Source organism: Verrucomicrobium sp. GAS474 (assembly GCF_900105685.1).
GTDB lineage: Bacteria > Verrucomicrobiota > Verrucomicrobiia > Methylacidiphilales > GAS474 > GAS474.
Genome location: NZ_LT629781.1, coordinates 1680305 through 1697468, shown reverse-complemented (window position 1 = coordinate 1697468; position 17164 = coordinate 1680305). Strand labels below are relative to the sequence as shown.

Sequence of the window (17164 nt, the reverse complement as noted above, 5' to 3'; positions counted from 1 at the left end):
CGTACATCATACACCTCATTAAGGATTTTTAAGGATTTCATGCGCCCCCTCCCCCTTTCACTTTCCTCGTTGGGCCTGGGCCTCGCCACGGCCCTCCTCCTGGCGGGCTGCGGCCACGACGCGCCGCCGCAGGCCTCCTCTCCCCCTCCGGCCGAGGTCTCCGTCGTCACCCTCGCCACCGTTCCCGTCCCCCTCAGCAGCGACCTCCCCGGCCGCACCTCCCCCTACCGGATCGCCGAGGTCCGCCCGCAGGTCAACGGCGTCATCCAGAAGCGCCTCTTCGAGGAAGGGGCCGAGGTCACCGTCGGCCAGCCCCTCTACCAGATCGATCCCGCCCCCTACGAGGCCGCCCTCGCCAGCGCGGCGGCCGCCCAGGCCCGCGCCGAGGCGACCCTCACCTCCGCCCGCTTCCTCGCCCAGCGCAACGCCCCCCTCGTGAAGGCCGGGGCCGTCAGCCAGCAGGAATACGACGACGCCGTCTCCGCCCAGAAACAGGCCGAGGCCGACATCGCCAGCGCGAAGGCCAACGTCGCGACCGCCCAGATCAACCTCGGCTACACGAAGATCACCTCCCCCATCGCCGGGCGGACGGGCCGCTCCGCCGTCACCGAGGGGGCCCTCGTCACCGCGAACCAGACCACCTCCCTCGTCATCGTCCAGCAGCTCGACCCGATCTATGTCGACATCGTCCAGCCCTCCGCCCAGCTCCTCCGCCTCCGCTACGCCCTCGCCTCCGGGGCGATCAAGAGCGACGACAAGGACAAGATGCAGGCCGAGACGAAGCTCCTCCTCGAGGACGGCAGCGCCTATCCCCTCCCCGGGAAGCTCCAGTTCGCCGAGGTCACCGTCGACGAGGGGACCGGCTCCCTCACCCTCCGCGCCCTCTTCCCGAACCCCCAGCGCCTCCTCCTCCCCGGCATGTACGTCCACGCCCGCGTCCAGGAAGGGGTCGCGCAGAACTCCCTCCTCGTCCCCCAGCGCGCCGTGACCTACAACGCCAAGGGCCAGGCCACCACCCTCGTCGTCGGCCCCGACGACAAGGTCGCCCTCCGCATCCTCAAGCCCGACCGCACCGTCGGCGACGCCTGGCTCGTCCCGAACGGCGTCGACCCCCAGACCGGCCAGGGCCTCCAGGCCCGGGAACGGGTCATCGTCGAAGGGATCCAGAAAGTCGCCCCCGGGGCGGCCGTCCACGCCACCGAGTTCACCCCCGCCCCTCCCGCCGGATCGGCGCCGGCCTCCTCCACCGCCAATCCGGCCGCGCCCCAAGGCTAGGGCCAGGCCGCCTCCTCCCCTTCCCCCATGGTCAATTTCTTCATCGACCGTCCCGTCTTCGCGTGGGTCATCGCCATCCTCATCATGCTGGCGGGCGGCCTCGCCATCAAGGAGCTGCCGATCGCCCAGTACCCGAGCATCGCCCCGCCCTCCATCGCGATCAGCGGCACCTACCCCGGCGCCTCCTCGGAGACCGTGCAGAGCACCGTCGTCCAGGTCATCGAGCAGCAGCTGAGCGGCATCGACAACCTCCTCTACTTCACCTCCGAAAGCGACAAGGACGGGAGTCTCTCGATCAACCTCTACTTCAACCAGGGGACCAACGCCGACATCGCCCAGGTGCAGGTGCAGAACAAGCTCCAGCTCGCCACGCCCTCCCTCCCGCTGGAGGTGCAGCAGCAGGGCCTCCGCGTCGCGAAGTCGACCCGGAACTTCCTCCTCGTCGCCGGCTTCTACTCCCGCGACAAGACCCAGACCACCGCCGACATCTCCGACTTCATCGCCTCGGTCGTCCAGGACCCCGTCAGCCGCACGCCGGGCGTCGGGGACTTCCTCCTCTTCGGCTCCCAGTACGCCATGCGCATCTGGGTCGATCCGGCGAAGCTCCGCAACTTCTCCCTCACCCCCGCCGACCTCAAGACCGCCATCCAGGCCCAGAACGTCCAGATCCCCTCGGGCGAACTCGGCGGCCTCCCCATCGTGAAGGGCCAGCAGCTCAACGCCACCATCGTCGGCCCATCCCGGCTGAAGACCCCGGCCGAGTTCGGCGCGATCCTCGTGAAGACCGCCGCCGACGGCTCCCAGATCCGCCTCCGCGATGTCGCCCGGATCGAGCTCGATGCCGAGAGCTTCACCCGCACCACCCAGTTCAACGGTTACCCCTCCGCCGCCCTCGCCGTGAAGCTCGCCGCCGGGTCGAACGCCCTCGAGACCGCCGACGCCGTCCGCACCGCCATCGCGAAACTGAAGCCCCTCTTCCCGTCCGGCTACGAGGTCGTCTACCCCTACGACACGACGCCCTTCGTGAAGCTCTCCATCCATGAGGTCGTGAAGACTCTCATCGAGGCGATCTTCCTCGTCTTCTGCGTCATGCTCCTCTTCCTGCAGAACTTCCGCGCCACCCTCATCCCGACGATCGCCGTCCCCGTCGTCCTCCTCGGCACCTTCGCCGTCCTCTCCGCCGCCGGATTCTCGATCAACGTCCTCACCCTCTTCGCGATGGTCCTCGCCATCGGCCTCCTCGTCGATGACGCCATCGTCGTCGTCGAGAACGTCGAGCGTGTCATGTCCGAGGAGGGCCTCGACCCGAAGGCCGCCGTGAAGAAGTCGATGACCCAGATCACCGGTGCCCTCGTCGGCATCGCCCTCGTCCTCACCGCCGTCTTCATCCCGATGGCCTTCTTCGGCGGTTCCACCGGCGTCGTCTACCGGCAGTTCTCGATCACCATGGCCTCGGCGATGGTCCTCTCCGTCCTCATCGCCCTCATCTTCACCCCCGTCCTCTGCGCCACCCTCCTCTCCCCCGTCGAGAAGGGGCACAAGGAAAAGGACAAGGGCTTCTTCGGCTACTTCAACAAGGGATTCAACTGGACCCGGAATAGCTACGGCAAGGGGGTCAACTACACCCTCTCCCGCACCTTCCGCTTCGTCATCGTCTACGCCGTCCTCATCGGCGGCCTCATCTTCCTCTTCCCCCGCATCCCCACCTCCTTCCTCCCCGACGAGGATCAGGGCGTCCTCTTCGTCCAGGTCACCACCCCTCCCGGGGCGACCCTCGACCGGACCTCGGCGATCCTCTCCCAGATCCGCGACTACTTCCTGACCGAGGAAAAGGAAGCCGTCTACTCCGTCTACACCGTCGCCGGATTCAGCTTCGGCGGCCGCGGGCAGAGCTCGGGCCTCGGCTTCATTAAGCTCAACCCGTGGGAAGACCGCCCCGGCGCGAAGAACCGCGTCCAGGCCATCGCCGCCCGCGCCTCGAAGCACTTCGCCCAATACAAGGACGCCATGGCCTTCGCCTTCGCGCCCCCCGCCGCCCTCGAGCTCGGCAACGCCACCGGCTTCGACCTCCAGCTCCTCGACCTCGGGGGCGCGGGCCACGAGGCCCTCATGAACGCGCGGAACCAGTTCCTCGGCATGGCCTCGAAGAGCCCCCTCCTCGTCGGCGTCCGCCCGAACGGCCTCAACGACGAGCCCCAATACAAGATCCAGATCGACCGCGACCGCGCCACCGCCCTCGGCCTCTCCCTCGCCGACGTCCACGACACCCTCACCGAGGGCTGGGGCTCCGCCTACGTGAACGACTTCGTCGACCGCGGCCGCATCAAGCGCGTCTTCATCCAGGGCGAGGCCACCTCCCGCATGCAGCCGCAGGACTTCGAGAACTGGTTCGTCCGCAACCAGAGCGGCAGCATGGTCCCCTTCTCCGCCTTTGCCACCGGGAGTTGGGGCATCGGCTCCCCGAAGCTCGAACGCTACAACGGCACCTCGTCCGTCGAGATCCTCGGCATGCCCGTCCCCGGGAAGAGCTCCGGCGACGCGATGACCGAGGTCCAGAACCTCGTCGCCAAGCTCCCCCCCGGGATCGGGTATGACTGGACCGGCCTCTCCTTCGAGGAAAAGCGCGCCGGGAGCCAGACCATCGTCCTCTACAGCATCTCCCTCCTCGTCGTCTTCCTCTGCCTCGCGGCGCTCTACGAGAGCTGGGCCGTCCCCTTCGCCGTCATGCTCACCGTCCCCCTCGGCGTCCTCGGCGCCGTCATGGCGACCTACTTCCGCGGCCTCGCCAACGACGTCTTCTTCCAGGTCGGCCTCCTCACGACGATCGGCCTCTCCGCGAAGAACGCGATCCTGATCATCGAGTTCGCGAAGGAAGGCTACGACCAGGGGACCCCCCTGCTTGAGGCAACCCTCCACGCCGCCCAGCAGCGGCTCCGCCCGATCCTCATGACCTCCCTCGCCTTCATCCTCGGCGTCCTTCCTTTGGCCATCGCCAGCGGCGCGGGCTCCGGCGGCCAGAACGCGATCGGCACCGGCGTCGTCGGCGGCATGCTCACCGCCACCATCCTCGCCATCTTCTTCATCCCCCTCTTCTTCGTCGGCATCCTCCGCCTCTTCAAGGTGAAGCCGACGAAGGGCGAGCCCCATCCCGACGATCACCCCGACCATCAACCCGCCCCGGCGGAACAGGGCCACGGCCACGATCACGGTAAGGGCCACCAGTCCGATCCCTCCACCGGGGAGGCCAAATGAACGTGCCCGCGAATCGCCGCCGCCTCGCCCTCCTCCTCCCCGTCCTCCTGGCCGGGTGCACCATGGCGCCCGATTACCAGCGCCCCGCCGCCGACGGCATCGTCGAACCCGCGTGGCCGAAGTCGGGAACCGTGAAGCCGGTCTCGACCGACACCGCCGGGAAGCCGACCGCCGACCTCATCGGCTGGCGCGATTTCTACACCGATCCCCGCCTCCAGCGCCTGATCGAACGCTCCCTCGCGAACAACGGCGACCTCCGCGTCGCCGTCCTCAACGTCGCCCGCGCCCGCGCCCAATACCAGATCTCCGACAGCCTCCTCTTCCCCACCGTCGACGGCGTCGCCTCCGCCGACATCGAGAAGACGCCGAAGACCCTCTCCCAGACCGGCTCCCCCGTCACCAGCCACGCCTATTCCCTGAGCCTCGGCACCACCTCCTACGAGCTCGACCTCTTCGGCCGCGTCCGCAGCCTCAAGGACCAGGCCCTCCACGCCTACCTCGCCCTCCAGGAGACCCAGACCTCCGTCCAGATCACCCTCGTCTCCGAAGTCGCCGGGGCGTGGTTCACCTGGCTCGCCGACCGCGACCTCCTCCGCTTCAACACGGAGAGCCTCGCCACCCAGCGCCAAAGCGTCGACGCCCTCCGGCAAAGCCGCAAGCAGGGCGTCATCTCCGAGCTCTCCCTCCGCGACGCCGAGGCCCTCCTCCATTCCTCCGAGGCCGACGTCGCCCAGGCCACCCGCCAGGTCGCCCAAAGCCGCAACGCCCTGGAACAGCTCCTCGGCGAGCCCCTCACCCCCGAGGTCGAGGTCTTCCTCACCCAGGGCGGCGGCCTCGCCACCTCCTCCGTCTCCCTTCCCCAGCTCCCGCCCGGACTCCCCTCCGACCTCCTCACCCGCCGCCCCGACCTCCGCGCCGCCGAGCAGACCCTCCAGGCCTACAACGCGAACATCGGCGCCGCCCGCGCCGCCTTCTTCCCCAGCGTCACCCTCACCGCCGCCGTCGGCACCGGGGCCAACGGCATGTCGGGCCTCTTCGCGAAGGGTTCCGGCCTCTGGCAGTTCGCCCCCGAGATCCGCCTCCCCATCTTCGACGGCGGCGTCAACGCGGCCAACCTCAAGGTCTCCAAGATCGACCGGGACATCGCCCTCACCCAATACAAGCAGACCATCCAGACCGCCTTCCGCGAGACCGCCGACGCCCTCGCCGCCCGCGCCACCTACGAAGACCAGCTCCGCGCCACCGAGCAGGAAGCCAAAGACGCCGAGGAATCGTACAACCTCTCCCTGCTCCGCTTCCATAACGGCATCGACACCCTCCTCAACACCCTCACCCGCCAGCGCACCTTCCTCGCAGCGCAGCAAACTGCCATCAACCTCCGCCTCGCCCGCTTGCAGAACCTCGTCACGCTCTACCGCGTCCTCGGCGGCGGCTGGCAGGAAGGCGGGAAGAAGGAAGCCGAGTCCCAGGCCGAGGGAACGCTGCCCTCACAGTAGCTCTTCCGATAGGAGTCTGGGCGTATGGGCCCCGTCTCTCCCTATTGCTCGTACCCTCGGGCGCTCCGGGAAGCAGCCGATTTTAAAACAGTTAGGAGACGAGGCGCAGGGGAAGCGCGTCCGCCTAGTTCAGGCCCTCAGAACAGGAGGTCACGGAGGGGCGAAGCCCCTCTGTGGCGTTAAAGCGGGTCGCCTCCAGCTGTACAGGGTTGACCGCGCAGGTCCCAAAGGGCTGCCCCGCTCGGTGGTGCTACCCAGCGTGGGTCTCCTAGGGCTCCGTATCCCATACGCCTTATCTCCCAAGCGTACCTCTCCCAATAGGAGTCTGGGCGTATTGGCCCCGTCTCTCCCTATGGCTCGTACCCTCGGGCGCTCCAGGAAGCAGCCGATTTTAAAACAGTTAGGAGACGAGGCGCAGGGGGAAACGCGTCCGCCTAGTTGAGGCCCTCAGAACAGGAGGTCACGGAGGGGCGGAGCCCCTCTGTGGCGTTAAAGCGTGTTACATCCAGCTGTACAGGGTTGACCGCGCAGGTCCCGAAGGGCTGCTCCGCTCCGTGGTGCTACCCAGCGTGGGTCTCCTAGGCGCTCGGCCCATACGCTTCATCTTTCAAGCGTTCCTCTCGCATGCGCTCCGTATCCCATACGCCTTATCTCCCAAGCGTCCCTCTCCCATGCGCTTCGTTTCTCATACGCCCTATTTCTCAAGCGTTTCGTCTGCCAAGCGCATGGGAGAAAGACGCTTGGAAGACAAGGCGCACGGGGAAAGGGATCGCGGAACGGGAACCGCCCTTCGGGACTTGCGCGGTCGACCCTGTACAGCTGGAGGCGATCCGCTTTATAGCCCAAGAGGGGCTTCGCCCCTCCTCGAACCTCCCCTTCGGAGAGCCTTAGCTAGGCGGACGCGCTTTGGCGGCGCCTCGTCTCCGAACTGTTTTAAAATCGGCTGCTTCCCGGAGCGCCCGAGGGTACGAGCTATAGGGAGAGACAGGGCCAATACGCCCAGACTCCTATTCCGATGCGGAACTGAAAGACTACTTCTTCCCCTCGCCGCCCTTGGCGCGGGCGAGGTAATCGTCGACGAAGAGGACGCCGCCCTCTCCGGCCCGCTCGACGATCTTCAGGAGCTGGTCGGCGGAGGAGACTTCTTCGACCTGCTCCTCGATGAACCACTGGAGGAAGTTGAGCGTGGTGAAATTCGCCTCCTTCGAGGCGAGGACCGCGATCGAGTTGATCGAGTTCGTCACGACGATCTCGTTGTCGTAGGCGAGCTTCACCGCCGCGCCGGCCCACTTGAAGCGGGACTGCGGCGCCTTGATCGTCGGGATCTCGACGATGGCCCCGGCGTCGATGACGAACTTCATGAACTTGTGGGCGTGCATCCGCTCCTCATTCGCCTGCTGGTAGAAATGCTTCGCCAGGTTCGGGAGCGCCTCGGTGTCGAAGTAGGCCGCGATGGCGTCGTACTGGAGCGACGCGCCGAACTCCATGCCGATCTGCTGGTTGATGGCGTCGGCGATTTTTTTGGAAATGAGGGACATGGGGGCGATTAAAGCCTCTCCCCGCCGAAACGTCGATCCCGCAAACGCGGGCCCCACGTTGACGCCTTACTTCGCGAGGGCGCGGCGGCGGCTGCCCGAACGGGCGAGGGCGCGGGAGGAGGAGGCGGGCTTCGCCTTCGCTTCGGCCGAGGGACGGGAAGCCTTCCCCGCTTCCTTCAACGCCATAAACCGCTCGAACCCTTTGAGATGGAAAGCTGCCATAGTGGAACCACTCTATCGCATCCGCCCCGTTCCCGCTTTCCGGGGGTTGTCCTCGTTTTGCTCCCGCTTGCGATCCCGCGCAATCCCCTGGCTGCCAATCCCTTACCAGAGCCGATCGTTCCAGACGGAACGGTCGCCCCGGGGAATCTGGAAGGCCTCCCGGGTCCAGACGTCCTGATCGAAGCCGAAATTGAACGCGTCGGGATATTTCTTCTTCAGGATCGCCAGCGCGCCGTCGCGGAGGGCGGCATCGCTCCGCCCCGACCACGCGCACCAGATCCAGCTCGGCTTCTTCGAGGGCAGGTTCCGCGACAAGCGGGCCGTGACCTCGCCGAGCTTCGCCGCACTCACCGCATTCAACTGCGGCAGGCTCGCCTCGAACTCGCCGCACACGGCGTGGAGGTTGACGATCGAGAGGGTCTTCACGACATTCGGCTTCGCCTGTCCCTTGAACGCCTGCCGGATCTGGCTGAGAAACGAGGGCATCCGGCGATGGGTCCACTTCGCGGGGCAGAGCTGCCAGCTCCCGCTTCCCTCTTCCCATTGGTCGACGGGGAAGGGCGGCGGATTGAAGCCGACGACGAGGCCGAACGGGAGATCGAGCGAGGGCGGAATCTTGAGCCCGCCCGAGGGAGGCCGGAAATCGAGGCGCTGCTCGTAGACGAAGAGGGAGTCTCGCTCCCTCCATCCGTTGACCCAGACTTCGGTGACGTTGATCGGCTGCTTTTCCATGGGAGTAAGAGGGGTGAAAACAAAAAGGCGGTCCCGAAGGACCGCCTTTGGAGTGCGCGGGGCGGAGGCCTTACCAGGTCGAGTTCAGCGAGCTGCCGTGCTGGTACTCGGTGACGCGGGTCTCGAAGAAGTTCTTCTCCTTGCCAAGGTCCATCGTCTCGCTCATCCAGGGGAACGGGTTCTTCGAGCCGAACTTGGCCTTGAGGCCGATGCGCTCGAAGCGGCGGTCGGCGATATACTGGACGTATTCGCGGAAGAGGCCCGCGTTGAGTCCCAGGATGCCGCGCGGGAGGCAGTCCTGCGCGTAGGCGACCTCGAGCTCGACGGCCTGGTCGATGAGCGATTCGATTTCCTTCTGGAACTCGGGGGTCCACGCCTCGGGGTTCTCTTCCTTGATCCCGTTGATCAGGTCGATGCCGAAGTTGAGGTGGGTCGTCTCGTCGCGGAGGATGTACTCGAACTGCTCCCCGATGCCCGCCATCTTGTTCTGGCGCTTGAAGGAGAGGATCATCACGAAGCCGGAGTAGAAGAAGATCCCCTCCATGATGATGTAGAAGCCGATGAGGTTCTTGAGGAACTGCTGGACCCCGGCGGTGGTCGAGGTGTTGAAGTCCTCGCGCATGATCCCCTTCGTCAGCTCCATCTCGAAGGCGTCCTTGTCGTGGATCGAGTTCACCTCGTGGTACATGTTGAAGATCTCGCGCTCGTCGAGGGCGAGGGACTCCACGATGTAGTGGAAGGTGTGGGTGTGGACGGCTTCCTCGAAGGCCTGGCGGAGGAGGTACTGCCGGGCCTCGGGGTTCGTCACGTGCTTGAAGATCGCGAGGACGATGTTGTTCCCGACGAGGCTCTCGGCGGTGCTGAAGAAGCCGAGGTTGCGGAGGATGACCTGCCGCTCGTCCGGGGTGAGGCGGTTCGACTTCCAGAGCTCGATGTCGCGCTGCATCGGGACCTCGGACGGCATCCAGTTGTTGGAGCAGCCGTTGAGGTAGTGTTCCCACGCCCACTTGTACTTCAAGGGCATGAGCTGGTTCACGTCGACCGTGTTGCAGTTGATGAGGCGCTTGTCCTCGACGTTGACCCGTTTGTTCAGGTCGTGGGGGGCGGGCCGTTCATCACCGACATTGCAGCAAGACATAGATTCGTTTTCTTCTTTTCAGGTTTGGATCAACTGGGGAACGGCGCTTACTGGCACGATTCGCAGTCGGGGTTGTCGAGCGAGCAGGCCTTCGGGGCCTCGACGCCCGGCCCGGCCGTGATGTCGTCCTCGGAAACCTTGGCGACGGCGGGCATCGGCGAGGCTTGGGGAACCGTGGCCGCGGGGACCTCGGCGGCTTCCTCGGCCCGGTCGACCTTGATGTTCGACGAGGCGCTCTTGTTCTTCATCCAGCGGGGCTGGAGGCCGCGCCGGTTGACGTCGAGGGTCGATTTCTCGACCGAGGTCGCCGCGACGGAGCGGAGGTAGTAGGTCGTCTTCAACCCCTTGCGCCACGACAGGAAATACATGTCGTTGAGCTTCTTGCCGCTCGGGGCGGCGATGTAGAGGTTGAGGGACTGGCCCATGTCGATCCACTTCTGGCGGCGGCTGGCCGCCTCGACGATCCAGACGGGGTCGATCTCGAAGGAGGTCCGGTAGACTTCCTTGATCGCGTCGGGCACCCGCTCGATCTCGAGGAGGGAGCCGTCGAAGTACTTCAGGTCGTCGAGCATCTCCGAGTCCCAGATCCCGAGGGCGCGGAGGTCCTCGATGAGGTAGGTGTTCACGGTGGTGAACTCGCCCGAGAGGTTCGACTTCGCGTAGAGGTTCTTGTAGGTCGGCTCGATCGACTGGGAGACGCCGGTGATGTTCGAGATCGTCGCCGTCGGGGCGATCGCCATCGTGTTGCTGTTCCGCATCCCGTGCTTCTTCAGCGACTCGCGGACGACGGCCCAATCCATCGTGGAGGAGCGGTCGACATCGACCTCGCCGCCGCGCTCGCGCTCGAGGAGGTCGATGGTGTCGATGGGGAGGAGGCCGCGATCCCACTTCGAGCCCTTGTAGCTCTCGTAGGTGCCGCGCTCCGCCGCCAGCTCCGAGGAGGCGAGGATGGCGTAGTAGGAGATGACCTCCATGCTCTTGTCGGCGAACTCGACCGCCGCCTGGCTGGCGTAGGAGATCCGCAGCTTGTAGAGCGCGTCCTGGAAGCCCATGAGGCCGAGGCCGACGGGGCGGTGCTTCAGGTTCGAGGCCTTCGCCTCGGGGGTCGGATAGTAATTGATGTCGATGACGTTATCGAGCATCCGCATGCCGGTCTTGATCGTCTTGGCGACGAGCTCCTCGTCGAAGCGCCCGTCGACGATGTGGTTCGGCAGGTTGACCGAGGCGAGGTTGCAGACGGCGGTCTCGGCTTCCGAGGTGTTCAGCAGGATCTCGGTGCAGAGGTTCGAGCTGTGGACGACGCCGGCGTGGTCCTGGGGGGAGCGGACGTTCGAGGGATCCTTGAAGGTGATCCAGGGGTGGCCCGTCTCGAAGAGCATCGTCAGCATCTTGCGCCAGAGCTGCATCGCGTCGATCCGCTTGAAGAGCTTGATCTCGCCGCGGTCGGCACGGCCCTCGTACTCGGTGTAGCGGGCCTCGAAGGCGGCGCCGTAGAGGTCGTGGAGGTCCTTGACGTCGCTCGGGCTGAAGAGGGTCCAGGTGCCGCCGGAGGCGACGCGCTTCATGAAGAGGTCGGGAATCCAGTTCGCCGTGTTCATGTCGTGCGTGCGGCGGCGCTCGTCGCCGGTGTTCTTGCGGAGCTCGAGGAAGTCCTCGACGTCGAGGTGCCACGTCTCGAGGTAGGCGCACATCGCGCCCTTCCGCTTGCCGCCCTGGTTGACGGCGACGGCGGTGTCGTTCGCGACCTTGAGGAACGGGATGACGCCCTGGCTGGTGCCGTTCGTCCCCTTGATGACGGAGCCGGTGGCGCGGATGTTCGACCAGTCGTTGCCGAGGCCGCCCGCCCACTTGGAGAGCTTCGCGTCGTCGGCGACGACCTTGAAGATGTGGTCGAGGTCGTCCATCACCGTCGAGAGGTAGCAGGAGCTGAGCTGGGGATGGAGGGTGCCGGCGTTGAAGAGCGTCGGCGTCGACGAGGTGAGGAGGAACGAGGAGAGGACCTCGTAGAACTCGATCGCCCGCTCGTCCTTCCGGTCGCCCTCGCGCATGGCGAGGCCCATCGAGACGCGCATCCAGAAGTACTGGGGGGACTCGATCCGGCGGCCGTGGTCGTGGAGGAGGTAGCGGTCGTAGACCGTCTGGATCCCCATGTAGGTGAACTTCTCGTCCCGCTCGATGCGGAGCGCGGCGGCGATCCGGGGGAGGTCGAAGCCGAGGAGATCGGCATGGAGGCGGCCGACCTCGACGCCGTGCTTCACGTAGTCGGCGAAGTGGGCCGTGTGGATCGCGGCGATGTCGACGCCGTATTCGCGGAGCGACTCGGCGGGGAGGACCTCGCGGTAGACCTTGTTCAGGAGGAGGCGGGCGGCGACGTAGGTGTAGGCGGGCTCCCGCTCGATGCGGGACTTCGCCGTCATGACCATCGACTGGGCGACCTCGGAGGTGCGGACGCCGTCATAGAGGGTGACGAGGGCCTCGTCGGCCATCTCGCGCCAGGAGCAGCGGTCCTCGAGGCCGCGGCAGGCCTGCATCAGCTCGCGGCGGACGCGCTGCGTGTCGAGGGGTTCCTGCTGGCCGTTGGAACGGGTGACCATGACGCTGGCCTGCGGCTGGCCGGAGAGGTCCTTGTCCCCGCGGAGGGCGCGGGCGAGGCGGCGCTCCTCGCGGTAGATGATGTAGCGGCGGGCGATGCCGAGGTGGCCGCCCTTCATGAGCTGGAGCTCGACGAGGTCCTGGATCCGCTCGATCTCGAGCTGCTCCCCCTGGACGGCGAAGGCGAGGGCCTGCTCGACGACGCGGTCGGTGACCTGGCGGACGGCGAGGTGATCGGCCTCGGTGAGCGGATTCGCCCCGGCGACCTCGCGCTCCGCCTTGAAGGCGGCTTCGACGGCGAGGAAGATCCGCTCCTCGTTGAACGTCTCCACGCGGCCGCTCCGCTTGCGGATCGTAAATTCCCGCTCCTGGAGGGGATCGATCCCCGTCAAATTCATCTGACCTTTAGGCGCATCACTCATCGACATAAACGAACTCCGTTCCTCGTTGACTATTCTTTGTTCCGACTTCGCCTCCGGAGGCCGCCCGCACTGCGGACGCCCCTTCCCGGGAGCACCAACCCCGTCCGACCCGAATCCCGTTCGAGCCGGACACCGTTACTTCCTTTGCAGCCCTCGCCGCCTTTTCCTTCACCGCGCGAGGTCCCGCGCCCTTCTTCCCGTATCGAAGACGAAGGCGCGATGGACGCTCTTGTTTTTGAATATTTCCTTAAAAAGAACTTTGAGAAACCCCGTCGGACCTTGATCCGCTCCCCCCCGTCTTTCGTCAAAGCGACGATCCCCGAGAAATTGAAATGACCCCTAGTCTTCTCTTTTTAAGGCGTTGTAAATATGGACTGCGTTGATTCTGCTACTATTCCGCTACTACTCACTACGACTGCCACTGCTGATTCGACTCCTGCTCTCTGCCTTCAATCCCTTCCTCGCCTGGGCTGTGCCTGGCTTGACGAGAGGAGTTTTTCCGCTTTTTTAAGAAAAACAACCCTCTAGGTGGTGCATCGAAAACAAAGAGCGCACTACTAATAGTAGGTATATTTGCACAGAGAAAGGAGGGCTAGCAAGATTTTTTTAGAAAAAAACGCCCTCTCAGAGGCCCACTTTTTTTGTCAAACCACATGCTGTGGTGGGGGAGGAGAACCGTCCTGGCCTACTAATAGACGGTATTTTAGTGAGCTTGCTTTTTAAGATTAATTGATAATTAATCCAGAAACTCGCTCTCTATCAAGGAATCGAAGGAAGCATTTTTAAAGCCAGCCCGAAGAGGGAGAGGAAAATCGTTGGAGAAAGGGTTCCCGAAGGAGGTGGCGGGAGCCTTTCAGCAATAGATAAGGGCCCCGACAGGAGCATTTCGTTATAGACTATAACTTTGACATTTAAGCAAATAAGTGCGACCCTTCGGGCCATTCCTCTCTGAAAGGAAGACCCCGGCGGCAGCTCCTACCCCTCATCCCCTCCCCCATGGCGCAACCTCGTTCGCTCTTTCCTCTTACTTTTCGGACCGCCCACACCGTCCACTCCCCCTCAACGTCTTCCCCCGTGCCGGCATCGGACTCTCCCCTCTCCCTCATCCTCACGGCGCTCGGCCTGACCCAGGAAGCCTATCTGATCATCACCCCCGATACCGGGGACGATCACGATCCCGAATCGGGCCGCGTCACCTTCATCAATCCCGCCTTCACCCGCCTCACCGGCTACACGGCGGACGAGCTTCAGGGCCGCTCCACCACGCTCCTCTTCCAGCCGGAGATCGCCGCCCTCCAGCGCCAGAGCATCCGCGAGACCCTCCGCCGCCGGGAAGCCTATGTCCGGGACATCCTCCTGCCGCGCAAGGACGGCCGCCCGGTCTGGATCGAGCTCCAGATCGTCCCCGTCGACGCCGGGACCTCGCCCCATTGGGTCTTCGTCGTCCGGGACATCTCGGAGCGGAAGCTGACCGAGCAATCGCTCCTCGAAAGCCAGATGCGGCTCAACGGCATCCTGAATTCGCTGAGCGACGTCGTCTGGTCGACCTCCCTCGACTTCGACCGCTTCATCTACCTGAGCCCCTCGACCGAGAAGGTCTTCGGCCGCCCCGTCGAGGACTTCTACCACGACGCCTCCCTCTGGTTCTCCTCGATCCACCCCGAGGACCGCGACCGGGTCCGGGACCTCCTCACCGGGGTCGTCGCCCGGAACGAGGACGCCTTCGAGATCGACTACCGGATCGTCCGCCCCGAGGGCGACATCCGCTGGCTCCGCAACCGGGGCCGGACGATCCGCAACCGGACCGGGAAGCCCGCCCACCTCGACGGCATCGCCGACGACATCACCGCCGACAAGAACACCGAGATCGAGCTGGAGCGGATGGCGAACTTCTCCCGCTTCAATCCGAACCCCGTCTACGAGCTCACCCCCGGCGGCCACGCCACCTACTCGAACAGCGCCGCGCTGAAGCTCGCCCAATCCCTCGGCCACGAGGCCGCCTCGGAGATCCTCCCGCCGGAGACCGACGAGCTCGTCGCCCGCTGCCTCGAAAAGCGCGAGCCGATCCTCCGCCACGAAACGACCCACGGGGAGCGGACCGTCAGCTGGTCCTTCTTCCCCGTCCCGGGGGAGCGCGCCGTCCATTGCTACGCCGGGGAGATCACCGACAAGCTCCGCCTCGAGCGGCAGCTCCACCAGTCGGAGAAGCTGAAGTCGATCGGCCAGCTCGCGGGCGGCATCGCCCACGACTTCAACAACATCCTCACCGTCATCCAGGGCTTCACCGAGCTCCTCCTCGCCCGCGAGGAGCAGGACGCCGCCGTCGTCGACCAGCTCACCCAGATCTCGGTCTCGGCCGAGCGGGCGCAGGACCTCACCCGGCAGCTCCTCATGTTCAGCCGCCGCCAGGTGATGAAGCCGACGATCCTCGACGTCTCCCTCATCGTCCGCGACATGGCGAAGATGCTCTCCCGCCTCGTCGGCGAGCAGATCGAGCTGAAGATCCTCCCCGCCACCGGCGCGATCCCCGTCGAGGCCGACCGGAGCATGGTGGAGCAGATCGTCCTGAACCTCGTCGCCAACGCGCGGGACGCCATGCCCGTCGGCGGCACCATCTGGCTCTCCTCGGAAATCGTCACCCTCGCCCCCGAGGACGTCGCCGGGCGGCCCGAGGCCCGGCCCGGCCGCTTCGCCCTCCTGACGGCGAAGGACACCGGCACCGGCATGGACGAGCGGACCCTCACCCGGATCTTCGAGCCCTTCTTCACCACGAAGGAAATGGGGAAGGGGACCGGCCTCGGCCTCGCCACGGTCTACGGCGTCGTGAAGCAGCACGAGGGCTGGATCGAGGTCGACAGCGTCCTCGGCAGCGGCACCACCTTCCACATCTACCTCCCCCTCTCCGGCAAGGTCAGCGACGTCGTCCCCGGCGCGAAGGCCGTGAAGCCGCTGGGCGGGAGCGAGACGATCCTCGTCGTCGAGGACGAGACCCACGTCCGCCAGCTCGTCGTCGCCATCCTGAAGACCGCCGGCTACGGCATCCTCGAGGCGAAGAGCGGCCTCGACGCCATCGGCGTCTGGGAGAAGAACATCGAGAAGATCGACCTCGTCCTCTCCGACGTCATCATGCCCGGCCTCATCACCGGGATCGACCTGGGGGAAAAACTCGCCTCGGAAAAGCCGGGCCTCCCGGTGATCCTCACCAGCGGCTACAGCGCCGAGGTGATCGGGGAGAACCTCGCCCTCGATTCAAGCATCAACTTCCTCCCGAAGCCCTATCCGCCCCACAGCCTGCTGAGGATGGTGCGCGACTGCCTGGACAAGAAGCCGAGCGTGGCGGCGGCGTAGGGGAAAGGGGGCGCGAAGGGAGCGGTGGATGCCCTTCGGGACTGGGTACAGATCCCGTACAGGTGGATGTAACCCGCACGTGTTAGACGACGCAAGAGGGGCTTGCCTCCCGGCCATGCCAGTTAGTCTCCCCTGAGAAACGAGTGTCGCTAACGCGACGGCATTCTGCCCCTCCTGGACCTCCCCGTCTGATAGGCCTGAACTGTTCTAGCCGCACCGCATTAGGCCATCCACTTAGGGTAGAAAGAGTCCGCTAGTTCCCCTGTCCGCTTGGGAGGAACGACGCGTCCGTAGGCTGGGGAAGCGGGCGGCCCTACGTGAACGTGATCGAAATAATCTCAGGCGGAGCCCCGACCCGCATGTTGACGAACTTGCAGCCGATGCCGCGGCCCACGATCAGGTGGTTGTTGTTCGCCCGCTTGTAGTAGCCCTTCACGTAGACCTTGCCGTCGGTCGGGAGCATGATCGGCTCGCCGAAGAAGAGGATCTGGCCGCCGTGGGTGTGGCCGGCGAGGTGGAGGAGATCGGGGGCGGTGTAGCGGCTCCAGTAATCGGGCTCGTGGCCGAGGACGATCTTGTATTTCGGCGTCTTGATCAGGTCGTAATCGATCGGCCCCATGAGGCCCGACTGCATCCCGATGATGGCGTAGTCGTCGAACTCGACCTTGTCGTTGCAGAGGGCGATCCAGCCCGCGTCCTTCACCTGGCGCTCGATCCGGTCGTCGTCGGCCTTCACCTTGTCGTGGTTGCCGGGGGAGAAATAGGTCTTCCACTTCGGCTCGCCGTAGAGGAAGAGGAAATCGCTCATGTCGTACTCGGCCTTGTCGGTGAGGTCGCCCGGGAGCATCACGATGTCGGGATTCAGCTCGGCGACGCGGTCGAGGACGACCCGCGTCTCGCGCTCCCCGAAGTAGAAGCCGTAGTGGAGGTCGGAGATCATCACGATCTTCTTCCCGATGAGGGAGGCCGGTCCGGGGAAGGTGTATTCGGTGACTTCCAGCGCCCCGTGGATCGGGGAGATGAAACGCTGCTCGGCGTAGAAGCCGCCGACGGCGGCTGCGCCGAGGCCGACAGTCGAAAGGAATTTGCGCCGGTTCATGGAGCCCGAAGCTATCGCTCCCAGAACGTCTTTGCAATCCCCGGCCCGAT

10 protein-coding genes are annotated in these 17164 nt (G+C 65.3%); 4 read left to right on the top strand and 6 right to left on the bottom strand.

Translation table 11 applies throughout. The features are described 5' to 3' along the window. Positions 1–39: 39 nt before the first annotated feature. From BLU04_RS07025 to BLU04_RS07015, 3 genes are read left to right on the top strand one after another with little or no spacing between them, the layout of a single operon-like run. Entirely contained in the window at positions 40–1275 is a 1236-nt protein-coding gene (locus tag BLU04_RS07025; RefSeq protein ID WP_093283956.1) for an efflux RND transporter periplasmic adaptor subunit, read from the top strand. Positions 1276–1302: 27 nt separating this feature from the next. After that, a complete protein-coding gene (locus tag BLU04_RS07020; protein ID WP_093283953.1) occupies positions 1303–4527 on the top strand; it encodes an efflux RND transporter permease subunit in 3225 nt (1074 codons plus the stop codon). Next, positions 4524–6023: an efflux transporter outer membrane subunit gene (locus BLU04_RS07015; RefSeq protein WP_093283951.1), complete on the top strand. Its 1500-nt coding sequence runs from the start codon at positions 4524–4526 to the stop codon at positions 6021–6023. Before BLU04_RS07020 ends, BLU04_RS07015 begins: the two co-directional genes overlap by 4 nt. Before the next feature lie 1031 nt (positions 6024–7054). Here the strand turns inward: BLU04_RS07015 and BLU04_RS07010 are convergent. From BLU04_RS07010 to BLU04_RS06995, 5 genes are all read right to left on the bottom strand, one after another. Further along, positions 7055–7561: a ferritin gene (locus BLU04_RS07010; protein ID WP_093283948.1), complete on the bottom strand. Its 507-nt coding sequence runs from the start codon at positions 7559–7561 to the stop codon at positions 7055–7057. A gap of 66 nt (positions 7562–7627) precedes the next feature. Next, complete coding sequence (locus BLU04_RS16360; protein WP_157895180.1) at positions 7628–7783, bottom strand: hypothetical protein; 156 nt, start codon at positions 7781–7783, stop codon at positions 7628–7630. A 102-nt stretch (positions 7784–7885) separates the two neighbouring features. Next, positions 7886–8515 (bottom strand): hypothetical protein, encoded by a 630-nt coding sequence (locus BLU04_RS07005; RefSeq protein WP_093283946.1) that lies wholly within the window; start codon positions 8513–8515, stop codon positions 7886–7888. Between the two features lie 70 nt (positions 8516–8585). Continuing rightward, entirely contained in the window at positions 8586–9653 is a 1068-nt protein-coding gene (locus BLU04_RS07000) for a ribonucleotide-diphosphate reductase subunit beta (RefSeq protein ID WP_093283943.1), read from the bottom strand. 47 nt (positions 9654–9700) lie between these two features. Then, positions 9701–12667: a ribonucleoside-diphosphate reductase subunit alpha gene (locus BLU04_RS06995; protein WP_093288510.1), complete on the bottom strand. Its 2967-nt coding sequence runs from the start codon at positions 12665–12667 to the stop codon at positions 9701–9703. Between the two features lie 1074 nt (positions 12668–13741). Here BLU04_RS06995 and BLU04_RS06990 point away from each other — a divergent pair. Continuing rightward, complete coding sequence (locus tag BLU04_RS06990) at positions 13742–16015, top strand: hybrid sensor histidine kinase/response regulator (RefSeq protein ID WP_162274651.1); 2274 nt, start codon at positions 13742–13744, stop codon at positions 16013–16015. A 313-nt stretch (positions 16016–16328) separates the two neighbouring features. Here the strand turns inward: BLU04_RS06990 and BLU04_RS06985 are convergent, their stop codons facing one another. Continuing rightward, the gene (locus BLU04_RS06985; RefSeq protein WP_093283938.1) at positions 16329–17114 is read right to left on the bottom strand and encodes a metallophosphoesterase; all 786 of its coding nucleotides are present in this window, start codon (positions 17112–17114) and stop codon (positions 16329–16331) included. Positions 17115–17164: the final 50 nt, after the last annotated feature.

What these genes read in the sequence shown, in the direction of transcription:
- BLU04_RS07025 (WP_093283956.1), top strand. Translation starts at nt 40, where the DNA reads ATGCGCCCCCTCCCCCTTTCACTTTCCTCGTTGGGCCTGGGCCTCGCC.
- BLU04_RS07020 (WP_093283953.1), top strand. Translation starts at nt 1,303, where the DNA reads ATGGTCAATTTCTTCATCGACCGTCCCGTCTTCGCGTGGGTCATCGCC.
- BLU04_RS07015 (WP_093283951.1), top strand. Translation starts at nt 4,524, where the DNA reads ATGAACGTGCCCGCGAATCGCCGCCGCCTCGCCCTCCTCCTCCCCGTC.
- BLU04_RS07010 (WP_093283948.1), bottom strand. Translation starts at nt 7,561, where the DNA reads ATGTCCCTCATTTCCAAAAAAATCGCCGACGCCATCAACCAGCAGATC.
- BLU04_RS16360 (WP_157895180.1), bottom strand. Translation starts at nt 7,783, where the DNA reads ATGGCAGCTTTCCATCTCAAAGGGTTCGAGCGGTTTATGGCGTTGAAG.
- BLU04_RS07005 (WP_093283946.1), bottom strand. Translation starts at nt 8,515, where the DNA reads ATGGAAAAGCAGCCGATCAACGTCACCGAAGTCTGGGTCAACGGATGG.
- BLU04_RS07000 (WP_093283943.1), bottom strand. Translation starts at nt 9,653, where the DNA reads ATGTCTTGCTGCAATGTCGGTGATGAACGGCCCGCCCCCCACGACCTG.
- BLU04_RS06995 (WP_093288510.1), bottom strand. Translation starts at nt 12,667, where the DNA reads ATGAGTGATGCGCCTAAAGGTCAGATGAATTTGACGGGGATCGATCCC.
- BLU04_RS06985 (WP_093283938.1), bottom strand. Translation starts at nt 17,114, where the DNA reads ATGAACCGGCGCAAATTCCTTTCGACTGTCGGCCTCGGCGCAGCCGCC.